Below are 21,525 nucleotides of genomic sequence, written 5' to 3'. Positions count from 1 at the left end.
CGTGATTTGGTTTAACACCATACATATTTATAAGTTTGCCAATTTTCTATAAATTTTGCAAGCCTGAATAGCACATTTTTATAAACCATTTGCATCTTTGTTAGCAATAATTACTTGCAACTCAGTCTCATCAAAATTAATCACTTTGCCAGTGAAACGATCCACGATTTCAAGACCATGGTCTTCGTCCAACATTGCTTGTAATTCTGACAATGGCAAAGTTGCCAACATCCTTGCATAATCATGCTTAGCAATTTCTGGATACAACCCAACTTCTGTCGTTGACAAAAGTTGCACTTCTTCTTCACCAAATAAGTTATTTAATAAATCAGCTGCTGTATAACCTTCCATCATTTGTGTTGAAATTGCTGGGAAATTAGCAAGCCGATTTTCTAATACATCAATATCTTCGTCAGTTGCATCAGGTAGTGTTGAAATCATAAATCCACCAGCAGTTACAACTGTACCATCTGGATCAACCAGAACTGAAACTGCAACAGCTGAAGGGATTTGTTCAGACTTAGCCATGTAGTAAGTTAAATCATCACCAATTTCTCCAGTTGCCAAGGCTACTTGTCCTGTAAAAGGTTCTTCAGTTCCAAAATCCTTTGTCACTGATAAAAAGCCATTAACACCAACCGCTGATGCAACGTCAGGCTGACCTTTCGCCGTTAAGGGCAAATCTACTTGTGGATTCGTGACATAACCGCGAACCTCACCTTGGGCTGATGACTCAACAACAATTTTACCTGCTGGTCCTTGGCCATCGATGCTTACTGCTAAACGTTCGTCACCTTTAAGAACAGCATTTGACAACATTAATGTTCCAATTAGTGCTCGTCCTAAAATCGTCGTTCCTAATTGTGAAGCATCATGAAAAGTTGAAACTTCTTTAATCATGTCAGTTGCTTCAATTGCAAGCGCACGGAACTTACCATCTTTAGTGGTTGCACGTACTAATTTATCTACCATATTTATTTCCTTTTCGTTTTGTTTTCCGTTATCAAGTGTAACACAGAGTGTACAAAAAAGAATTGAAGGAAATTAATCCTCCAATTCTTTATTTATCAAATATTAAGCTTGATTATTATCATCATCACCATCTGATGGTTCATCTGGTGTTAATGTTTCTGATGAAGGTGTATCTTTGTCATCCTCATCTTCTGTCAACTTATCATTTGCAGCTTGCTTAGCTTCTTCGTATGACATAGGTGTATCATCAGTAGATTTATTACCAGTATCAGATTCTGGCATCTTACCAGTATTGAATAGGCTCAAAATTTGCTTCTCATCCAATGTCTCATACTCTAGCAAAGCTTGCGCAATAGCTTCATGACGGTCCTTATAACGTAAGATAATGTCACATGCTGTTTCATAACCTTGCGTTGTAATATGACGAACTTCTTCATCAATTAGGCGTGAAGTTGTATCTGAGTATAATGGTTGACCATATTGTGGGCCATTATTCTTTTCCAACTGTACCATACCTAACTTCTCAGACATACCATATTGCGTTACCATCGCACGCGCAAGTCCAGTAGCCTGCTCGAAGTCGTTTGAAGCTCCTGAAGATTGTTGATTAAATATTAAGACTTCGGCGGCACGACCACCCATCAAACCAGCAACTTGATCCATTGCATCGGTCTTGTTCATTAACATTTGATCTTCACGTGGCAACATAATTGCATATCCGCCAGCGCGTCCACGTGGCACAATTGTAACCTTGTGAACAACACGAGCTTCATTAAGTACAAGACCAACAATCGCGTGTCCAGCCTCGTGGTACGCAACAGTGTTACGTTCCTTAGCTGAAATAACACGATCCTTCTTAGCTGGTCCGGCAATCACGCGATCTTCGGCTTCATCCAAGTCCTTAGCGGTAATTGTATTGTTATTTTGACGCGCTGCTAGCAAAGCTGCTTCGTTTAGCAAGTTTTCCAAATCAGCACCCACAAAACCAGGTGTTTGCTTAGCAATTTCCTTTAGATCAACACTTGAGTCCAAAGGCTTATTCTTAGCGTGAACCTTCAAGATAGCTTCACGACCCTTAACGTCAGGTTGTCCAACTAGAATCTTTCGGTCAAAACGACCAGGACGAAGCAAAGCAGGATCCAAAACGTCAGAACGGTTAGTAGCCGCCATAACGATAACACCCTCGTTACCTTCGAATCCATCCATTTCAACCAACATTTGGTTCAGCGTTTGTTCACGTTCATCGTGACCTCCGCCCATACCGTTTCCACGTTGACGTCCAACCGCATCAATCTCATCGATAAAGATGATTGAAGGGGCTGACTTTTTAGCATTCTCAAACAAATCACGGACACGACTTGCTCCAACACCAACGAACATTTCAACGAAGTCAGATCCAGAAATTGAGAAGAATGGCACACCAGCTTCACCAGCAACTGCCTTAGCTAGCAAAGTTTTACCTGTTCCGGGAGGTCCCTCTAGTAGCACACCAGATGGAATACGGGCACCTAACTTCAAGAACTTCTTTGGATCTTTCAAGAATTCAACAACTTCGACAAGTTCTTGTTTCTCTTCTTCAGCACCAGCCACATCAGCGAAGCGCTTCTTATTTTCGGCAGGGTCAGCGGCTTTCGCCTTTGACTTACCCATACCCATCATATTACCACGGCCACCTTGACCACCTTGGTTCATACCACCCATCATTAGGTAGAATAGACCAATCATCAAAAGCAATGGCAACATCGTAACTGCAAGCGTTCCCCAGAAGTTTGAAGGTTGTGGCTTAGTCGTGACGTTAGTCTTTGTTTTATCAGCAGCGTTTTGAACAGTCGCGATAAAGTTATCACTACCAACTACCTTAGTTTCAAAAGAAGTTGCCTTCTTTGAATCACCACCTAGTAGCGACGTGAATGAGTCATTGTTAGACTTTTTATCTGATTGAGCTTTTTTGTATTCACCCTTAATGTCATAAACACCATCGCCAGGTTGAATCGTGACTTTATCAATCTTCTTGTCACGTAATTCCGTCATAAATGTTGACGTAGAGATAGTCTTCGTATTCGAGGTCTGTGTGGGCCCGGCTACCCAATAAATCAACCCCATAATACCGAGGACTACAATTACGTAAAACAAACTATTTCGGACAAAATTACCGTTTCGTTGGTTTTTCATCAATTCCTCCTATAGGCAGTAATAGCAGTTACTACCTCGTATTATGTACTAGTTTAATGATTCGGTGTGATATCTACCGTATCAACAATATCAGCATGTTCTGGATCATAAACTTCACGTTTCAAAACGCCTACATATGGTAGGTTACGATATAGTTGCTTGTAATCAAGTCCATATCCCACCACAAAAGCTTTTGGTACATCAAATCCAACATAGTCAACGGTTGCTTCCACAACACGACCATCTTTTTTATCCAATAAACTAGCAGTTCTCACTGATTTTGCACCGCGGTTTTTAAGTAACTCAACCATAAACTTTAATGATCTTCCAGTATCAACAATGTCTTCCATGATAATAATATCACGACCGTTAATATCAGTTTGCAAATCTGTCACCAAATCCACATTTCCTGATGAAGATATACCACCATTATAACTAGAAACGTCAATGAATTCGACCTCTGCATATTGCATATGTCTCATAACATCAACCGTCCACAAAACAGCACCCTTAAGTACTGATAGAATAATTGGTGTCCGACCTTCATAGTCAGCAGCTAATTGCTCACCAACTCGTTTTGCAGCTTTAGCAATTTCTGCTTCGCTATACAATACCCGTTCGATATCATTATTCATGTCCGATTGGTTCATGTTTTGTTAATCTCCTAAATCTTGATTCCCCTACTGTTACATAACTTTAAGAATAACATGTTTAGCGCTAAATGTTTAGTACATAAGCAAAACTTTTATCCTTTTAACAACTGTAATTTCTTGTTATCTCGTACAAGTCGCATATCACCTTGCAATTGTACACGACCAGTTGCCACATTTTTATTTTTCATCAACTGAACCGCTTGTTCTAATTGACGATCCTTAACATCCAATACTTGATGATTTTGTAACCACTTTTGCAACACCAACACTAACTGTTCAGTAGGCAGTTGCCAATCCAAACAACCTTGTTCTAAAGCTTCAACATAACGATCAATTTGCGGCATTGCTAATGCTTGTACCGCTTTTAATTGCTCCGAAAATTCTATAATATGTTGCATTGCTTGTTGGTTGATATGTTGCAAATCGGGAATGACTGCACGTCGCAATCGATTACGTGCATACTGTTGATCATCATTGGTGTAATCATCAATCCATTCTTTTACAGGTTCCTTAACCAAATCTTGCAATTCTAACTTTGACAAACCCAAAAACGGTCGTACTAACTGTAATTGATTAGACAATGTCTGTTTAGCCGGCATCCCCGTTAACTGTTCCAAACGACTACCCCGTGCTAACTTATACAAAATGGTTTCAACTTGGTCATTACGATGATGAGCTGTCACAATCATATTTGCGCCAACCTCTTTGGCAACTGCAAACATCACTTGATATCGTTTATCACGCGCCTGTTCTTCCACCGAAACAGTTGGCGTCTGTGACCACTGCAATTTTTTAATCGTAGCCGTTGCCAAATTAGACGTATTCGCAAATACAGTTTGTACAAAATCTTCTTCTGCTTGCGCATCGGCTCGTAACTGATGGTTAATATAGATGGCACTCACTTTTGGCTGAATATCTTGAGGCAAATCACCTTCAGTTAACCAACGTAATAACCGTAATGAGTCTTGGCCACCAGACACAGCTACCAACACATGGTCTTTATTTGTAAATAATTGTTGTTCGCGAATCTCCCGTATTAAATTAGCACGTAAAACTTTTGGTTTCATGCTGAACACCTCATTACTAATTGATTATTTTTACTATTGGTTCACAAAAACATAAAAAAGTAGTGACCGGAACAGTTCATGCACCAGCCACTCTCTATTGATACTATTTTATGTTAAACACAACTTCATCATCTTTTGTGTACATATACTTTTCGCGAATTAACTTCTGTAAGTAATTATCATCATGCAGATCTTTAACTTCTTGTTTCAAATCTTTATGTGTTTGCTTAGCATTTGTTAATGCTTTATTCGTTTCGTGTAAGCCAGCGGCTGCTGTTGTGTATTTATTATGTTGACTATACACATTTATCATTGCAAAAACAGCAACGGCAGCAATCGCAATCAAGGCAATAATTCTACGGCGCATATGAATGAACCGATTATATCTTTTTTGCCCCTCTTGATAACGAATATGGTTCTTACCTGCGTTATTTAACGGCTGAATATTTGATTGTTTCTTTACTTTCCGCATATTACAGCCTCCAAAATATCGTCAAAGGAACCCCTAAGCACCCTAACTATACCGCTAAACATTAAAATTCTTAATAGTCATTAATCTTTCTTAACGATTTTGTATACAAATATAACAGAATGTTACTTAATCGCCATTGCCACTAAAATCTTGGGCATAAGTTTCTGAAACAATCCGATACATGTGTTCTGCTTCATCTTTTTTAGTTGTTTCAACAATTCGCTCAATGGCAATCGTTGTCGTTTTATTTCCAAAACGAATCGTCAATTCATCACCGCTCTTCACATCACTAGATGATTTTGCAGTTTTACCATTAATATCGATACGTCCTTGATCAGAAATATCTTTTGCGACAGAACGTCGTTTAATCAAACGTGATACTTTTAAATACTTATCTAAGCGCATTATTTATGTTTTCCTTCCAAAAAGTCATATATTCTTGTTCCTTTAGGCAATGCGTACCATTCAGCGATTGATAATAATCGTAATTGCCAAGTCATAATAACAAATACTATTATACCAACAATTACCGCAACAATCAGCGTTATTAAACTTGCAAATCGTGAAGTGCCAATCACCATATCACTAATTTTACACCAACCACCTGCACTAATGGTTACACCTAACAAAATCGCTACAAATTTGTACCACCACTTAGGGCTATGCCATTGTGTCCACAATGTTTTCGGCAATCGTCTTAAAACAATATATAGCATTGGCAATAATGACAACATGGTTGCCAAAGACGCACCAACAATACCATATTTTGGTACTAGCCAAATATTTAGCCCATATTTAACCAACATTGTTAAAAAAATCAGGCCACTAAGACCATGTGTGTCATTTAAACTTTGCAAAACACTAGTGGCAATTAAAATTAACGTAGCTGGAATGACCGTTAAAACAAATATGATTAAAGCAGCATTACCTTCGCGGGTACTAAATAATACTTGGTTTACAACTGGCATCACAGCCATTAAGCCACACGTTGCCACACCCGATAAAATTAATGATAAACGAAACATCATTTGAAAATTATCGACAAATACGTGCTGCTCATGATGAACTACATGCTGTCGTAATACTGGTAGCAATGACGTACTAACCGCTGTCGCTAACACCATCCCCAATTGCACCAACGGTTGACCACGATCGTATACACCTTTAGCGTATTCCGCCGCATGTTCACTGAGGCCATGAATTTCTAGTAAACCTTTTGTTGAAAATGAGTCGACTAATTGTAGCAAAACTAACAAACCGGCCAACATGGCTAGTAGATTACCTTCTGTCCAAAGTCGTCGTAAAATCTTATGCCAACTTAGCGACTTGTCCTTTTTAACACGGGAAGTAATTGGTAATTCCCAAACCGACTTAACCGTTCTAATCATATAACTTGTGGCAGCTAATGCGGCAAATGCAGCGGCAGCCATAGCCCAAGTTCCAATTTTATAAATTGACCAATCGGCATGTACACCATACCAAGCAATAACAATAATGACGCCAACGCGCACAATTTGTTCAATAATTTGCGAAACCGCTGTTGGCATCATATCTAATTGACCTTGTGCGTATCCTCGGCCAACTGCCAAAAATGGCATTAGCCAAAACATCCATGCGACTGCTTTAATGACCGGAATTAACTTTAAATTGCCACCCATTCCCATAGCTAAGATTGGCGCGCCACCATAAACTAATATAAATAAACCACAACTAATCAATAACAATAACCAAAACAAGCGTCTGGCTGCTAATTGCCGATGTTCATCATCTGTTTGTTCGGTAATAATTTTTGAAATAAATACTGGCCAACCACTTAAGGCTAAAACCACACCAATCCCATAGATTGGATAAACTTGTTGATACACATAAAAACCTGTATTACCAACTAAATTTTGAAATGGAATCCGATAGACTGCGCTCAAAACCTTTGCAATAATTCCTGCTAAGGTTAAAATACCTGCGCCCGCCATTAAATTTTGACCACTTTTATTCATGAGTTTAATCCTTTTGAGGCATTAATGCTTGCAAAAACTGCATTAAATTCTGTAACCAATCATCATCTGTTTGGTTTGGCTGAATTGACATCGTAAATACAATAGGTTCATTTACTTTAATTTGCCCACGCGTTTTCGTCAAGGAACTTGCTTGTTTTACTTGATCAAGGGTCACATCAGTTTCTTTAGCAAAATGAATTGTCACCACATTTGGTTGCACAGTTGTTCGCTTAATTTGCGTAATCCCCACGCGATCAGCTAAAGCTTTTAGTTGCGACACAACCAACAAGCGTTGCGCTGCTGCTGGAATATCACCAAACCGGTCAACCAAATCATCAGTAATTTCAGCAAATTGCTCTGCTTTCGTTGCTTTACGAATACGTTGATACAAATCAATTTTTTGTGGTCCATCTGCAACATAATCAGATGGTAAGTAAGCTTCAACTTGGAGATCCAATTCGGAATCAACATGCTTCACTTGCTTACCCTGCTTAGCTTCAACCGCTTCTTGCAACATTTGCGTATACAAGTCATAACCAACAGTGTTAATAAAGCCGTGTTGTGATTGCCCTAGCAAATCACCAGCACCACGAATTGACAAATCACGCATCGCAATTTTGAATCCAGAACCAAGTTCTGTAAAATCACGAATTGCGGTTAAACGCTTTTCGCTTTCTTCATTCAATGAACGTGTGCCTGGATATGTAAAGTAAGCATAGGCCACATTGTGTGAACGACCGACACGACCACGTAATTGATATAGTTGTGATAATCCCATATGATCCGCATTTTCAACAAATAACGTATTAGCATTTGGAATATCAACACCTGTTTCAATAATCGTCGTTGTTACCAACACATCGTATTCACCATTGATAAAGTCCATCAGAATACCTTCCATCTGGGCTTCGGTCATTTGACCGTGAATATAGGCAACTTGGGCGTCAGGTACCAAACTTTGAATCATACCGGCAACCTTTTCGATATCAGCAACGCGATTATGCAAATAAAATGTTTGCCCACCACGAGCCATTTCACGCTCAACCGCATTTGTAATTACCCGACCGTTTTGTTCCATCACATAAGTTTGGATGGGATAACGATTAGCTGGTGGTGTCTCAATTACTGATAGATCACGAACACCTACCATTGCCATATTCAACGTACGTGGAATCGGTGTGGCCGTTAATGTCAACGTATCGACATTCGTTTGCAAACTCTTAAGACGTTCCTTGTGTTTGACACCAAAACGTTGCTCTTCATCAATAATTAAGAGACCTAGGTCACCAAATTCAATATCTTTAGCCAACAAACTATGGGTTCCAATGACAATATCAATGGTATGATTCTTTAACCCAGCTTTGATTTCTTTCTTTTGCTTAGCCGTTTGAAAACGTGACAAACTAGCAATCCTTAAGTCAGTGCCATCAAAACGATTAATGAATGATTCATAATGTTGTTGCACCAAAATTGTCGTTGGCACCAACATAGCCACTTGTTTACCCTCATGGGCTGCTTTAAACGCAGCACGCATGGCAACTTCAGTTTTTCCAAAACCAACATCCCCAACTAGTAAACGATCCATGGGACGCGTTTTCTCCATGTCCGCTTTAATTTCCTTAATCGAACGGACTTGGTCAGGTGTTTCAGGATATGGAAAAGCCTCCTCAAAGTTATGCATCGCTTCATCGTCAGGCGCAAATGCGTATCCTTTTTTGATTTCACGCTCAGCATATAATGCCAATAGGTCATCGGCAATATCTTCGACCTTTTTGGCAACCTTAGCTTTTGCCCGTTGCCATTCAGTACCACCCATCTTATTAATTTTAGGTGGCTTTTCAGCCGCGCCAACGTACTTTTGCACCATGTCCAATTGGGTAACTGGAATAAACAGTTTTGCATCTTTTTGATAGGCAATCGTAATGTAGTCTTGCTTCACACCACGATTTTCAATCGTCTGCATCCCTTCATAAATTCCAATACCGTGATTAACATGCACAACATAATCACCCGGATTTAGTTCGTTATAACTTTTAATACGTTCCGCATTCGACAAAGTTTGTCGTTTTGGCGCACGCTTACGAACCTGTTGGAACAATTCTTTTTCAGTTAGTACAACCAATTTTTGCATTGGCAATTCAAAACCAGCACTTAATGGTAGTGTCGTCAATTGCGTCCGACCACCAGTAATCTGGTCCGCTGCCACTTGATTTACTTTGATTCCAAAATCATCCAATGTTTGTAGCAACTTTTCTTGCCGTTCATTAGAATTAGTTAGAAAAACAATCGTCATATTTTGCTTTTGCCAACGTTCAACCTCGCCCTTTAGCAATGGCATCTGCCCAAAGAATTGCTGGGTTGGTCGTACAGTGACATTCGTTAAACTGGTTTGTCGTAACTGACCAATTCCACGTTGCAATGGGGACAAAATTAAGCTCGTTTGTTTAACATCACGTGCTTGATCAGCCAATGACCAACCGAAATCGTCCATTGGCAAAACTTGTCTTTTCTCTAATTTATCAGACCACCAATTCGTATTGTCCAATTGCATTTGCGCAGCATTTTCTAAAGCACGTGGATAATCGTCAAATACCGCCACCCCATTTTCAGGTAGATAGTCAAACAAGCTAACTGCGTCTGGATACAAAACATGCAAATAAGCACGAATTTCTGGCAATAATTGGCCGTCCGCTAATGTCGTTAATAGTGGTGATATCGCTTCAGTTAAATGACGTTTCTCAGCACCATCCAACCTATCACGGTACTTCGTCATCATCAACTCTAACTGCGTTTTAGCAGCATCACGTTGTTCTGCCGTAAGTACCAAGTCCGTTGCTGGTAAAATGGTTAGACTATCCAAATTATCAATACTACGTTGCGTTTCAGCATCAAACGAGCGCATTGCATCTAATTCAGTATCAAAGAAGTCTAACCGCACTGGATTACTCATATCCAATGGATAAATATCCACAATTGACCCACGAATTGCAAATTCACCTGGTTGTTCAACCGTCGTATTGCGGTGATAACCCATCTGATGCAATTGTGTCTGTAACTGCTGCAAATCATATTCATGAGCAAAATCTACTGTGATTTGTGCTTGTTTGAATTCATCTACTGCGGGCAAGTACCGTTGCGCACCTGCAATACCTGTCACCACCACAGCTTGTGGATCTGTCAACAACAACTGCATTGCTTTAACACGAGCCAATCGCGTATCTAATGATGTTACTGATAATTCCGCTGCTAAACTTTCTTCAGCTGGAAAAGCTAACACATGTTCATCACCAAGGAGCGCCTGCAAATCTTCGGTCAATTGATCAGCATGAAATTGACTATCAGAAACAATTACCATTGGTTGCTGTGTCTTCTTTTGTAACGCAGCTAAATAAACCGTGCGAGCCGTTCCGGAAATACCGGTCATTAAATGACGGCCTCCTTGTGTTAACCCACTGGCTAATTGTTGTAAGTCCTTATCTTGTTGTAAAAATTCCGTTAATTCCATAACGTCGATTTCTTCCTTTAATTAAACTTATTCATTAGCATTGGCATTTCTTCGCCGGCTGCAAATCCTTCAAATATTTCAACGGCTTTATCTAATCCAGCCAATAAATCAGGTTGTTCATCTTTACCAAAATGACCCAAAACGTAGTCCACTACCGCATGGTGAACATGGGCTGGATGCCCAATGCCAAATTTCAAACGATTAAATTTTTGTGTGCCTAATTGGCTCACAATACTCTTAATACCATTATGACCACCAGCTGAGCCCTTCTGACGTAAACGCAAGCGACCCAAGTCCATATCCATATCATCTTGCACGACTAACAAATCAGCTAAATCCAATTTGTAGTAGTCAACTAAAGGACGGACTGCATCCCCTGAATCATTCATATACGTTGTTGGTTTCACCAATAACACTTTTTCATTGTTGATACGCATATCAGCAACAAACGCATGGCGCTGACCATCTTGTTTAAAAGTTGCTTGGTACTTATCAGCCAATGCATCAACCGTCATAAAACCAATATTATGACGTGTTTTATCATATTCTTTACCAATGTTTCCCAATCCAACAATCATCTTCATTATTTTTGCCTCACTTTTTAAATGCGATTAACGCACGAAATGGGTCGAAACGTTATCGTCCCCACCCATGTATCTTATTTACTTAATTAATATAAAGTTTAACCCAATTTTATTTCTTTGAATAGCCTAACGTTTTTACAAATTTAAAACGGTTGGCTTAAAACAGGCGTAATAAAAGCCCTGGTAGCATATAACTATCAGGGCAGACTTTTAATTTGATTTAGGATGCTCATCTTCCCAACGCGTCTTAGCAATTGATGCCAAAATCGCAATGACCAACAGGCTAACAATTACAATCAATGAGACAACATTTGAAATTTCAAATTGCCAATCAAACATCTTACCACCTTCGTTAATCAACATCTTAGCACCAATGAATGCCAAAATGATGGCTAACGCATACTTAATATAACGGAACATTGGCAATAGCTTTGACAATGCAAAGAATAGCGAACGTAAACCTAAGACCGCAAAGATATTCGATGTTACCACAATAAATGTATCTTGCGTAACTGCTAGCACAGCAGGAATTGAATCAACCGCAAACAAAATATCAGACACTTCAATGAAAATCAAAGCGATTAAAAATGGGGTTACAAAATGCTTACCATTTTCTTTAACGATAAAATGAGGCTTGCTAACATCATCTTTTACCGGCAAGATTTTACGTAGCCCTTGGATAATTTTACTATCATCCAAGTTTTGATCTTCTTCCTTATTGAACAGCATTTTAATACCTGTATAAACTAGGAAAATACCAAATAGATACATCAACCATTCAAACTTATGTAACAACGCGGCCCCACCTAAAATAAATAGCACACGCATAACGATTGCACCGAACACACCCCAGAACAAAACTCGATGTTGATAACGCGCTTCAATGCCGAAGAACCCAAAGACCAAAATAAAGATAAATAAGTTATCCATACTTAATGATTCTTCTAATAAATAACCTGTAACGAAGTCAACTGCATGACCGCTACCGGCGAAAAACCAGATACCAATAGCAAATATAAATGCTAAGAGAATCCAGCCAGCTGTCTGCAACAACGACTTTTTAAAAGTGGGTACTTCGCCTTTTTTATTAAATACGGTTAAATCCAATACTAACATGGCAATAACGAACGCAAAAAAGCCGATCCAAACCCATATATTAACTTCCATCTATAACGCTTCCTCTTTTATTCTTTCGCTTAACTGTTTTATTGATTCATTATTATATTCTATAACAAAAAAGAAACTGAAACATCTATTTGTTTCAGCTTCTTAATGAAATTTAGTTTTCAATAACTGGATCATCAAATGTTTTAAAACTATGCTTTCGGATAACAAAGTAAATAAACATTGCAATGATTGATACAATCATCACACTGACTATTACCGTCAACGCACTATCTATCGAACCACCAATCATAATTGATTCACGTAAGCCATTTACGGAATAAGTCATTGGTACTAATGGATGCAACCATTCATAGAACTTATTTGATAATTCAATAGGATATGTTCCAGCAGCAACACTTAACTGTAGAACCAATAAGACCATTGATACAAAGGCACCGGCACGACCGAACCACATGTAAATGGCAGTTACCAAAGCAGCATCCATATAACTCGTTAGTAACATAACCAAGAATGTTTGACCTGGATGAACTGGATCCATACCGAGTATCCAATCGCTAAGTGCATATAGGACAACTGCTGCCATTGTGGCAATGCTGAAGAGAATCAACATCTTTGAACCAAACCAAGCCGCTAATGATGATACCTTGGTGCGTGGCGTCACCATATCAAGCATCAAGTTTAATGCCATCATACCAACAAACATCCCCACTGAGAACATGTATGGAATCATACCCGTTCCATTATTAGGTACCTTATCTTTTTCGGTATGATCTAACTTCGCTGGCGTTGCCATTTGCGTTAACGTGCCCTTGTTACTCTTCAACTGACCGGCTTGCTTACCAGCATCTGTTAATTTGTCAGCTAATGTTTGATTACCTGCATTCATCTGTGTCAAAGCAGGTCCCATTTGTTGGGCAGCGTTCGCCAACTGACCAGACCCATTACTAATTTGACCAGCACCGTCATTTAATTGCTTAGCACCACTGTTTAATTGACCGCTCATACCAGATAATGTCTGTAAACCACCATTCAACTGTGAGGCACCATGTGCAAGTTGGCCAACGCCGCCGCTTAAGGTTTGTGCCCCAGACTGCAAAGTTGCCACACTACTATTCAAAGTACCTGATTTGCCTTGCAAAGTTTGGAGTCCCGAATTCAAACTTTGGCCACCTTTGGCCAATTGACCAATGGCACTTTGCATAGTTGGCAACTTATCATTTAATTGTTGCGAACCAGCTGATAGCTCAGCCACTGCCCCTGGTAACTGCTGCATTGATGCCAATTGATTATTAATGGTATGCAAATCAGTGTTTTGCAAATCTTTATTTAAGGTTGTTAGTGTGCTTTGGTGCTTTTGGGCTACTTGTTCTAATTGATTAACATTACCTTGCAATGCTGTTGCGTGTTGCGTCATCGTTGCCAACACTTTAGCCGTTTGGGTATCGCTTTGTTTACTTGCCAATGATTGCACAAATTTTGCTTTTTGTTCTGCTGACAAATCAATACCAGCATCTTGCATTGCTGCATTAATATTATTGGTCAATGTCCCTTGATCAGCTTTATTGGCAGCAACAAGTGCTTTTAAATCTGATTGCAGAGTATCAAATTGACTATTAATTGTTTGATTATCAGGTAAAACTTCCTTAGTATCATCAACAACACTAGATAATGACGTCAATTCCTTTTGAACCTTTGCCAAATTACCTTTGACATCATTATCAGTCATTTGTTTATTCAATTGTGCTAAGCCATTATTTAACTTCATTACACCTGTTTGCAAAGCAGGCACTTGTTGATTTAATTGATTCAAACCAGTTGATAATGTTTGGCTACCTTGCGCTGCTTGACCAACAGCGGCCGTATATTGTTGCGTACCTTGTTGTAGTTGACCAATCCCGTTAATCAACGTCGGTGCTTGCTGATTCATTTGCTGCAAACCATTGTTCAATTGCTGACTACCTGTATCTGCTTGACTAACAGCAGCCGTATATTGTCCAATTCCTTGTGATAAGGTATTCGCACCATCTTGGAAGGTTAGTGAACTAGTGGCTAGTTTATTTAAGTTATTCGTCACTTGGTCGCTACCATCTTTTAATGTGTTCGCACCATCGGCCAATTTTTTATTGGCAGCACCAGCATCATCCATGCCTTTACCAGCCGCCTTCATTTCTTTGAATAGCGTCTTCGTATAGATTTTGGTAACTTTGCTAGAAATTTGGTTACCAATTTTTTCAGCCCCTGTTTCAGATAACTTGCCAGCAATAAAGCTATGACCCGAACTGGTTGTGTACTTTAGCTTCATTTGCTCTGGTTGCTTATCTAATAAGGTAGTCGCATTTTGTGAAAAATTCTTGGGAATTGTGATAACCGTATAATACTTACCACTATCCAAACCTTTTTGTGCTTCATTTGCTGATGGAAACTTAAAATTCATCGCACCTGATTTACGTAATTCAGCCTTTAAATCATGGCCGATATTTAACTGTTTGCCATTATAGTTAACTGCCTTATCTCGATTAACAACCGCTACAGGCAATTTGCTAACCTCACCGTATGGATTCCACAGCGATCCTAAAAAAGTGACAGCATAAATTGCAGGTACAAAAAATAATACAAAAATAACTAACATATAAAATTTATGAGCTTTAAGCCATTGCCACTCTGATTTCAACATTGCTTCTTCTCCTTCTAAAACAAATATTGAACAACTTGTTGAATATTTTTTCTCTGTGACTTATATTAAGACTAAAAGGGGAGCAGTACAATATACAATTTTGAACATGCTGTTCAATAAACGAGGTATGATTTATGAAACAAGCTGAGCGCAATGCAAATACACAACAAAAAATTAAAGATGCTTTTATCAAGCTAATTGAAACAAAGGGCTTTAGTAACATTACTGTTTCAGACATCACGCGTAATGCGGGTGTCAGTCGTGGTACATTTTACGTGCACTATACTGACAAATATGAGTTACTATCAAAAATTGAAGCAGAACTCATCATCAACATCACGGATTCTCTAAAAGATAATTTAAAGGAACCACTTAGTAACGCTTCAAATGCCGACCGTTCTGGTGCAACCTATCGCGTCTTCAGTCAAGCACTGGAATATGTTGATAGCGAACGTGAAACGATGCATGCTTTGTTTTCCGCTAATGGTGATTCACAATTTTTCTCACAAATTAAAGACGTTGTTGATCAATTATTTACCACGCAATTAGCTAAAAATCATGGCCATTTTTCAAATGACATTCCCATTGATTACACAAAAGAAATCGCCATTAACAGTATTCTAAATATCGTCCGTCATTGGATCGATAAAAGTCATCCCGAATCACCAGATGAACTCGCTAACATCTTGATGCGTAGCCGTTTTATGGCGCCACATGATTTAATTGCGTTTGACTAGAGTAGTGTGAACAAAAAATCCTCTGCAATAGCTTTTTATACTATCACAGAGGATTTTTTATGCATTATTTATAAATAATATTCAGTAATGTTTGCCAGTTTGCTTCCAATTGCTGTTTTAATTGTTCAGGTGTTAAATGCCTTAATTGTGCAACTTTATCATAGACCATTTCTAAAATTGCACTATATTCATTCATAGCAACTAACCGATTTAATACCCATGAAAAACTCTCTAACCCATCCGATTCGATAAACAACCTATCGGCGGGTATTTTTTGAGCAAAATCTTGTACAACCGAATCAGTCAGCACATCAGGACCCACAGAAAAATAACTATGAGCTCGCTGAATGTATTCTGCTTGTAATTCAGCTGCTGAATACCAATGCACTAACACAACTAAATCAGGATACGCATCCAAAGTATCTAAAATTTCTTTCTCACAACCCTTTGTATGTAAAATCACGGGTTTATGATGTTCGTCTGCAAATTGTAATTGTTGGTGAAATACCAGCCTTTGTACATCTAATGGCACATCCGTCCATTCTGTATCCAAGCCGATTTCACCAATAACTGCTGCTTTGGTTAGCAGTTCCTCATTAATCTTTCCACATTGTGATTTCCAAGGATGAATCCCGTAGCTCAACAATTGATTTGGACCAGCATACTTTTGATTAAAATAAAATTCATGCGTTGTCGTTGCATTTAAAATGCTAGCAACATCGTTTTCCTGCTGTGTCTGAATAAATAACGGATTCCCATCACTATGACTATGCATATCAATTAACATATTTTATAACCTCTAATACTATTGCGCGAGCAAATTCATTACATTAAGAATCCAGTCTCTGTAAGCGCGTTATGAGTATAAACAAAAACCACTTACCCCCAAAATACAAAAAACGACCAGAGTTTTGAAGTACCCTAGTCATTTTATTCATCACATGTATGATGATTGCGATAAATCTTCCAAAGACTCTAAATGATAGCCTTTACGAGATAGTATCTTAATGATTTTTGATAATGATCCTTCACTAACTGTGCGCGGTAGTGTGAATAAAAGACGTGTTGTACGTGGATTTTTATCTGGATCTAAAGTCATTGCAGACGAAATTGTCGTATATCGAGAAATAATATGTGTTGCCTTCTCTAAGGTACCACGCTCGCCTTCTGATACTAATGTTAAACTATAACGTCCACCATCAGTCGTCCAAGAATCTGCCAATAGCCTCATAATACGTGCATGCGTCAAAATTCCAATAAAATGATTATCTTGATCAAGAACTGAAATAAATGGTAAATCTTTTAAGGTAAAAAATGCTTCATAAAAAGTTGATTCAATTCGCACAAACTTGGTCATGTTACGCATGTAACTTGTAACCGGAGCATCTAAATCACCACCTTGAATAAGGTGCTGATAAATATGCAGTTTATATATTGCGCCACGGAACAATTGACCGCTCTCATCCAAAATTGGAATAGCACGAAAATTAGTCTCATCAAAGATGTCTAATGCATCTTTAAGAGTCGCATTTTCGCTTAGCGTTGTTAATAGGTCCCGAGACTTAACCAAAGTCGCTAACATTTAGCCAACTCCTATCCTTAGTTTCTAATTTAATTATAATAACACGAAACCTTTTACACTGCACTATTTTCTGGTAATCGTAACACAAATTATATATAAAATGAGAAAATTAGCAATTTTGTTAATGTTATTAACTACCTTACCACTACGTATTAAAACTGGCTTTTCCAAAAAAATAACGATTAATTGTAATTTTGATACGTTCAATTAATTTTAACCAGTTCCCAAATAAATCATGCTATATTTTTGACACAGATAATTTCTAATATAAGCTTGGTTAAATCACATGACATCTTTAGTGCGTAACTATCTTTGGAACATTTTATATCAAATATTTAACTTATTTATTCCACTATTAACCATGCCTTATGTCGCTCGAATTTTAGGGCCACATGAACTTGGTATCCACTCTTATACTGCAACGAATACCCAATATTTTATCTTAGTTGCAACGATTGGTGCAACATATGATTGTCAACTTATCGCCACTACTACACAAAACAAATTATTACGGACACAAATATTTTGGGAACTTTATTTTTTCCGAATGAGTGTCTCAGTTGCTATTTTTATAATTTTCGTAGTCTTTTTATTATTAGCACAGCCGACATATCTTCCTTACTACTTTAATCTATTCAGATTATTGCTGTTGCTTTAGATATCACTTGGTATTATCAGGGTACCGAAAATTTTAAACTCATTACAATTCGCAATTTTATTATGCGTACTGTAACAGCGCTTAGCATCTTTAGCTTCATTAATGATCAATCAGATTTATTATTGTACATTTATATACTATCTTTTTCTACTTTGATTAGTAATTTAGCTTTTTATATCAATTTACACAGTGAAATAGCAAAACCAACCAAGACTTGTTTAAGATTTAAAAAACACATTAAATCCGCAACTATTTTATTATTACCAGAATTGATTATTACTTTATACGCTTCTGTTAATAAGACTTGTTTAGGGCTATTTGATAATATATCCACTGTTGCTTACTTTGAAAACGCTGATCGTTTAATCAAAATTTTAATAACATTTATTACTGCTTCTGGTGCCGTTTTTATCCCTAAAATAAGTGCATTATATGCGGCAAAACAAACTGAAGCATTAAAGAAGTTAATGCTACAAAGTTTTACAATCACTAACTTCATATGTTTCCCATTAGTTGCAGGAACACTAGCTTTATCAAAGGACTTTTCATTGTGGTTCTTCTCCAATAAATTTAATGGTATATCGAGTTATATTGAATTAGAATCATTTCTGATTATTCTAGTTAGTTGGAGCAACATTATCGGTGTCCAATATTTAATACCAACTAAAAAAATAAAACCTTATTTCTATTCTGTAATAGTTGGTGCCTGCATTAATTTACTATTAAATTATCCATGCATTAAGCTCTTTCATGGAATTGGCGTTGTGCATGCAACTATTATTGCTGAATTATCTGTAACTCTGTTTCAACTCTATATACTAAAATCATATTTCAATATGAAACAAATATTTTTAGGGAGTCTACCCTTCTTAATAGCCGCCGCTGTAATGTATTATGCAATCTTGCTTATCAATAACAAGCTAACTTTTAATGCAACTAATTTAATCTTGGAAGTTTTAATTGGTAGTGGTCTATATGTAATATTAGTTGTTCTATTTTTCTATAAAAAATCTTAGTCAAATTTAAAAGCAGGTAAGAAAAATCCTATCTGCTTTTTATTTCTCTGTTAATCATTTTCCGTGACATAACGTTCTTTACCCCACCAATTAGGCATTAACTCGGCCAAAGTAACTGTCTGCTCTTTCTCGTAGTCCATCATAATTTCTGTTTCTTGATTCTTTTCATCTAATTGCAACAAGAAATCTTGGCAAGCGCCACATGGCATACCACTACCACCACCATTTGGTGCAGCATCACGGAACGCCATTAAGCGCTTAATATGTGTTTGACCACTATTAACATACATATTTAGTGCAGCCACTCTTTCGGCACACAAGTTGCAAACACCTGAACAACTTTCAACACAAAATCCTGTATAGATTTCACCATTTTCTGCTTCCATAGCACAAACAACATTATGTGCATAGATAAATGGTGTCACATCTTTTGGATCATATAACACTTTTGCTTTTTCGTATAACTTTTCCCAAATTTCCATCCCTAATGCCCCCAATTTAAAAATTAAAATTATTAAGCTTATTATAGCAAGTTACAATGATTATCGCATTTGTAGACACATTAGCGTAAGATATATATGTTTGCTGTTAAGCATCAAATATTTATAGGAGTTATGATTGATATGTTACCCACGTTTCTTATTTCATTAAATAGTGTTTTTATCATTATTACTATTATCATTATTGGAATTATAATTGGGAAATCCAAAGCAGTTAGTTCAAATTTCATCAATGACTTATCAACTGTTGTGGTTAATGTTGCCCTTCCTGTATCGGTATTTATTTCATCACAAAAATACATAAACAAAGAAAATTTTGATATTTTACTAATTGGTTTTGTGTTATCCCTAATTGCAATTATGCTGTGCTTTTTGATAGCATTTCCAGCTAGTCATTTACTTCATTTAAACAAAGATCGTCATAGTATCTTCGTAAACGGCTTTGTTAATGCTAACACCCTATTCGTTGGATTACCTTTGAACTTAGCGCTATTCGGTAGCAAAAGTTTACCTTACTTTTTAGCCTACTTTGTCGCTAATACCATTACAACATGGGCTATTGGGGTAAAGTTTATCTACAAAGATGGTCCTGATGCAGCTAAAAAGACGCAATTACCTGCATGGCGCCGTTTCATTAATTTATTAACACCACCTATGTGGGGATTCGTCATCGGTATTCTTTTCTTCTTTATCAATATTAAGTTACCTGTAAACGGATTTTTGTATCAGGCATTAAATTATGTCTCAAATATTGTGACACCACTGTCACTAATTTTCATTGGTCTACAACTTGCCAAAACCCAACTATCACATTTGAAAGTACAAAAAACTGATATTGTGGCCCAAATTGGTAAGTTTGTTGTAACGCCATTGATGATGGCGCTCGTGCTCTGGATTAATCAGGCACTTGGCCTATTCACATTGCCTCACTTATTAATGAAGACATTGTTAGTCCAATCAGTCACACCAATGTTAACAGTTTTGCCAATGCTAGCTGAGCAAAACAAGATGGATGTTGATTTTTCAACACGTATTTTAACGGAAAGTATCTTTATTTTCCCATTTGCTGTCGTGATTATCATGCTATTAGTTTAGTTTTTCAAATTAGAAAACACATATCTATATTGAAAAGGTCCGGTTTCAACAAATAAGTTGAAACCGGACCTTTTATTTATACTACACTAGTAAGTTGCAATTTCCCATTTATGATTACGGTAACGCGCCATATACACTTCTTTGATGTCATCAACACCCTGGGTTGCTAGTTCATTTTGTAACCATTCTTCATCTTTGTTCATGACTTTTAGCACGTCCATATCAACATTGCCGTCAATAATAACTGGGAACCGTACATCTTCATCAGATTTACCTAAAATGGTCATACTACCATTTTGTTCTAAGATAGCTCGTTGCACTGTTGTAATGTCTAAAACGCCAGCAGAACGCAATTTAAAATCAATTTCTTTAGCTGATAAATTAGCTTGCAGACAATTCTTAACCAATAACTCACCATTATAAATAATCGTCATTGGCTCACCATCAATAAATTTACCCACAACACGATTGTGGGTTTTTAAGTAACGCGTGGTTAGCATCAACAAAGCCCAAATAGCTAGTACCACCACATACTGGGCAATTGAAATGGCTTGATTATATAAAATACCACCAATAATGCCACCTAAAACATAATTTTGTAATTGATCTAACGGTGATGTTGGTGCCAAACTACCTTTACCACTAAACTTAATCAACAATGTAATAAAAACGAAACCAATAATTAGTTTCAAAAACACATCTGTATATGAAAACAT

Annotated in this window: 19 protein-coding genes; 4 read left to right on the top strand and 15 right to left on the bottom strand. The window is 37.5% G+C overall.

The genetic code is table 11. The annotated features are described in order from the left end of the window. Positions 1-78 precede the first annotated feature (78 nt). The 11 genes from hslO to ACSYSF_RS09120 form a co-directional block, all read right to left on the bottom strand. Positions 79-972, bottom strand: a complete 894-nt coding sequence (gene hslO, locus ACSYSF_RS09170; protein WP_489867717.1) for an Hsp33 family molecular chaperone HslO — start codon at positions 970-972, stop codon at positions 79-81. A gap of 102 nt (positions 973-1,074) precedes the next feature. Next, the gene (gene ftsH / locus ACSYSF_RS09165) at positions 1,075-3,144 is read right to left on the bottom strand and encodes an ATP-dependent zinc metalloprotease FtsH (protein WP_489867716.1); all 2,070 of its coding nucleotides are present in this window, start codon (positions 3,142-3,144) and stop codon (positions 1,075-1,077) included. Between the two features lie 53 nt (positions 3,145-3,197). Further along, positions 3,198-3,794, bottom strand: a complete 597-nt coding sequence (gene hpt / locus ACSYSF_RS09160; RefSeq protein ID WP_489867715.1) for a hypoxanthine phosphoribosyltransferase — start codon at positions 3,792-3,794, stop codon at positions 3,198-3,200. Between the two features lie 95 nt (positions 3,795-3,889). Next, positions 3,890-4,864: a tRNA lysidine(34) synthetase TilS gene (gene tilS / locus ACSYSF_RS09155; protein WP_489867714.1), complete on the bottom strand. Its 975-nt coding sequence runs from the start codon at positions 4,862-4,864 to the stop codon at positions 3,890-3,892. Between the two features lie 103 nt (positions 4,865-4,967). Beyond that, positions 4,968-5,336: an FtsB family cell division protein gene (locus tag ACSYSF_RS09150; RefSeq protein WP_489867713.1), complete on the bottom strand. Its 369-nt coding sequence runs from the start codon at positions 5,334-5,336 to the stop codon at positions 4,968-4,970. A gap of 126 nt (positions 5,337-5,462) precedes the next feature. Then, positions 5,463-5,741: an RNA-binding S4 domain-containing protein gene (locus ACSYSF_RS09145; protein WP_489867712.1), complete on the bottom strand. Its 279-nt coding sequence runs from the start codon at positions 5,739-5,741 to the stop codon at positions 5,463-5,465. After that, a complete protein-coding gene (locus ACSYSF_RS09140; RefSeq protein ID WP_489867711.1) occupies positions 5,741-7,330 on the bottom strand; it encodes a polysaccharide biosynthesis protein in 1,590 nt (529 codons plus the stop codon). The genes ACSYSF_RS09145 and ACSYSF_RS09140 overlap by 1 nt, the downstream gene beginning before the upstream one ends. Before the next feature lie 4 nt (positions 7,331-7,334). After that, positions 7,335-10,835, bottom strand: coding sequence for a transcription-repair coupling factor (gene mfd, locus ACSYSF_RS09135; protein ID WP_489867710.1), 3,501 nt, complete (start codon positions 10,833-10,835; stop codon positions 7,335-7,337). 17 nt (positions 10,836-10,852) lie between these two features. Continuing rightward, positions 10,853-11,419, bottom strand: coding sequence for an aminoacyl-tRNA hydrolase (pth, locus tag ACSYSF_RS09130; protein ID WP_489867709.1), 567 nt, complete (start codon positions 11,417-11,419; stop codon positions 10,853-10,855). A gap of 210 nt (positions 11,420-11,629) precedes the next feature. Beyond that, a complete protein-coding gene (locus ACSYSF_RS09125) occupies positions 11,630-12,586 on the bottom strand; it encodes a TerC family protein (RefSeq protein WP_489867708.1) in 957 nt (318 codons plus the stop codon). Between the two features lie 112 nt (positions 12,587-12,698). Beyond that, positions 12,699-15,221, bottom strand: a complete 2,523-nt coding sequence (locus tag ACSYSF_RS09120; RefSeq protein WP_489867707.1) for a YhgE/Pip family protein — start codon at positions 15,219-15,221, stop codon at positions 12,699-12,701. A 134-nt stretch (positions 15,222-15,355) separates the two neighbouring features. On the opposite strand from ACSYSF_RS09120, the gene ACSYSF_RS09115 reads away from it, so the two are divergent. Beyond that, complete coding sequence (locus tag ACSYSF_RS09115; protein ID WP_489867706.1) at positions 15,356-15,958, top strand: TetR/AcrR family transcriptional regulator; 603 nt, start codon at positions 15,356-15,358, stop codon at positions 15,956-15,958. 64 nt (positions 15,959-16,022) lie between these two features. Here ACSYSF_RS09115 and ACSYSF_RS09110 read toward each other — a convergent pair whose 3' ends face one another. After that, positions 16,023-16,745, bottom strand: coding sequence for a TatD family hydrolase (locus tag ACSYSF_RS09110; protein WP_489867705.1), 723 nt, complete (start codon positions 16,743-16,745; stop codon positions 16,023-16,025). 150 nt (positions 16,746-16,895) lie between these two features. Then, a complete protein-coding gene (gene cbpA, locus ACSYSF_RS09105) occupies positions 16,896-17,540 on the bottom strand; it encodes a cyclic di-AMP binding protein CbpA (RefSeq protein ID WP_489867704.1) in 645 nt (214 codons plus the stop codon). A gap of 286 nt (positions 17,541-17,826) precedes the next feature. Here cbpA and ACSYSF_RS09100 point away from each other — a divergent pair, with 286 nt between their 5' ends. Both ACSYSF_RS09100 and ACSYSF_RS09095 read left to right on the top strand, forming a co-directional pair. Further along, entirely contained in the window at positions 17,827-18,198 is a 372-nt protein-coding gene (locus tag ACSYSF_RS09100; protein WP_489867703.1) for an oligosaccharide flippase family protein, read from the top strand. Further along, on the top strand, positions 18,174-19,214 hold the full coding sequence (locus ACSYSF_RS09095; RefSeq protein ID WP_489868269.1) for an oligosaccharide flippase family protein: 1,041 nt from the start codon (positions 18,174-18,176) through the stop codon (positions 19,212-19,214). Before ACSYSF_RS09100 ends, ACSYSF_RS09095 begins: the two co-directional genes overlap by 25 nt. A 50-nt stretch (positions 19,215-19,264) precedes the next feature. On the opposite strand, the gene ACSYSF_RS09090 is transcribed toward ACSYSF_RS09095, so the two are convergent. Then, complete coding sequence (locus tag ACSYSF_RS09090) at positions 19,265-19,696, bottom strand: cytidine deaminase family protein (protein WP_489867702.1); 432 nt, start codon at positions 19,694-19,696, stop codon at positions 19,265-19,267. A gap of 141 nt (positions 19,697-19,837) precedes the next feature. Between ACSYSF_RS09090 and ACSYSF_RS09085 the strand changes: the two genes are divergently transcribed. After that, a complete protein-coding gene (locus ACSYSF_RS09085) occupies positions 19,838-20,809 on the top strand; it encodes an AEC family transporter (RefSeq protein WP_489867701.1) in 972 nt (323 codons plus the stop codon). 86 nt (positions 20,810-20,895) lie between these two features. Here ACSYSF_RS09085 and ACSYSF_RS09080 read toward each other — a convergent pair whose 3' ends face one another. Beyond that, the gene (locus tag ACSYSF_RS09080; RefSeq protein WP_489867700.1) at positions 20,896-21,525 is read right to left on the bottom strand and encodes a DUF421 domain-containing protein; all 630 of its coding nucleotides are present in this window, start codon (positions 21,523-21,525) and stop codon (positions 20,896-20,898) included.

It is taken from the genome of Weissella sp. ESL1139 (assembly GCF_058506735.1).
Note: the sequence above shows the minus strand (reverse complement) of the source record. Positions and strands in the feature narration are given on the sequence as shown.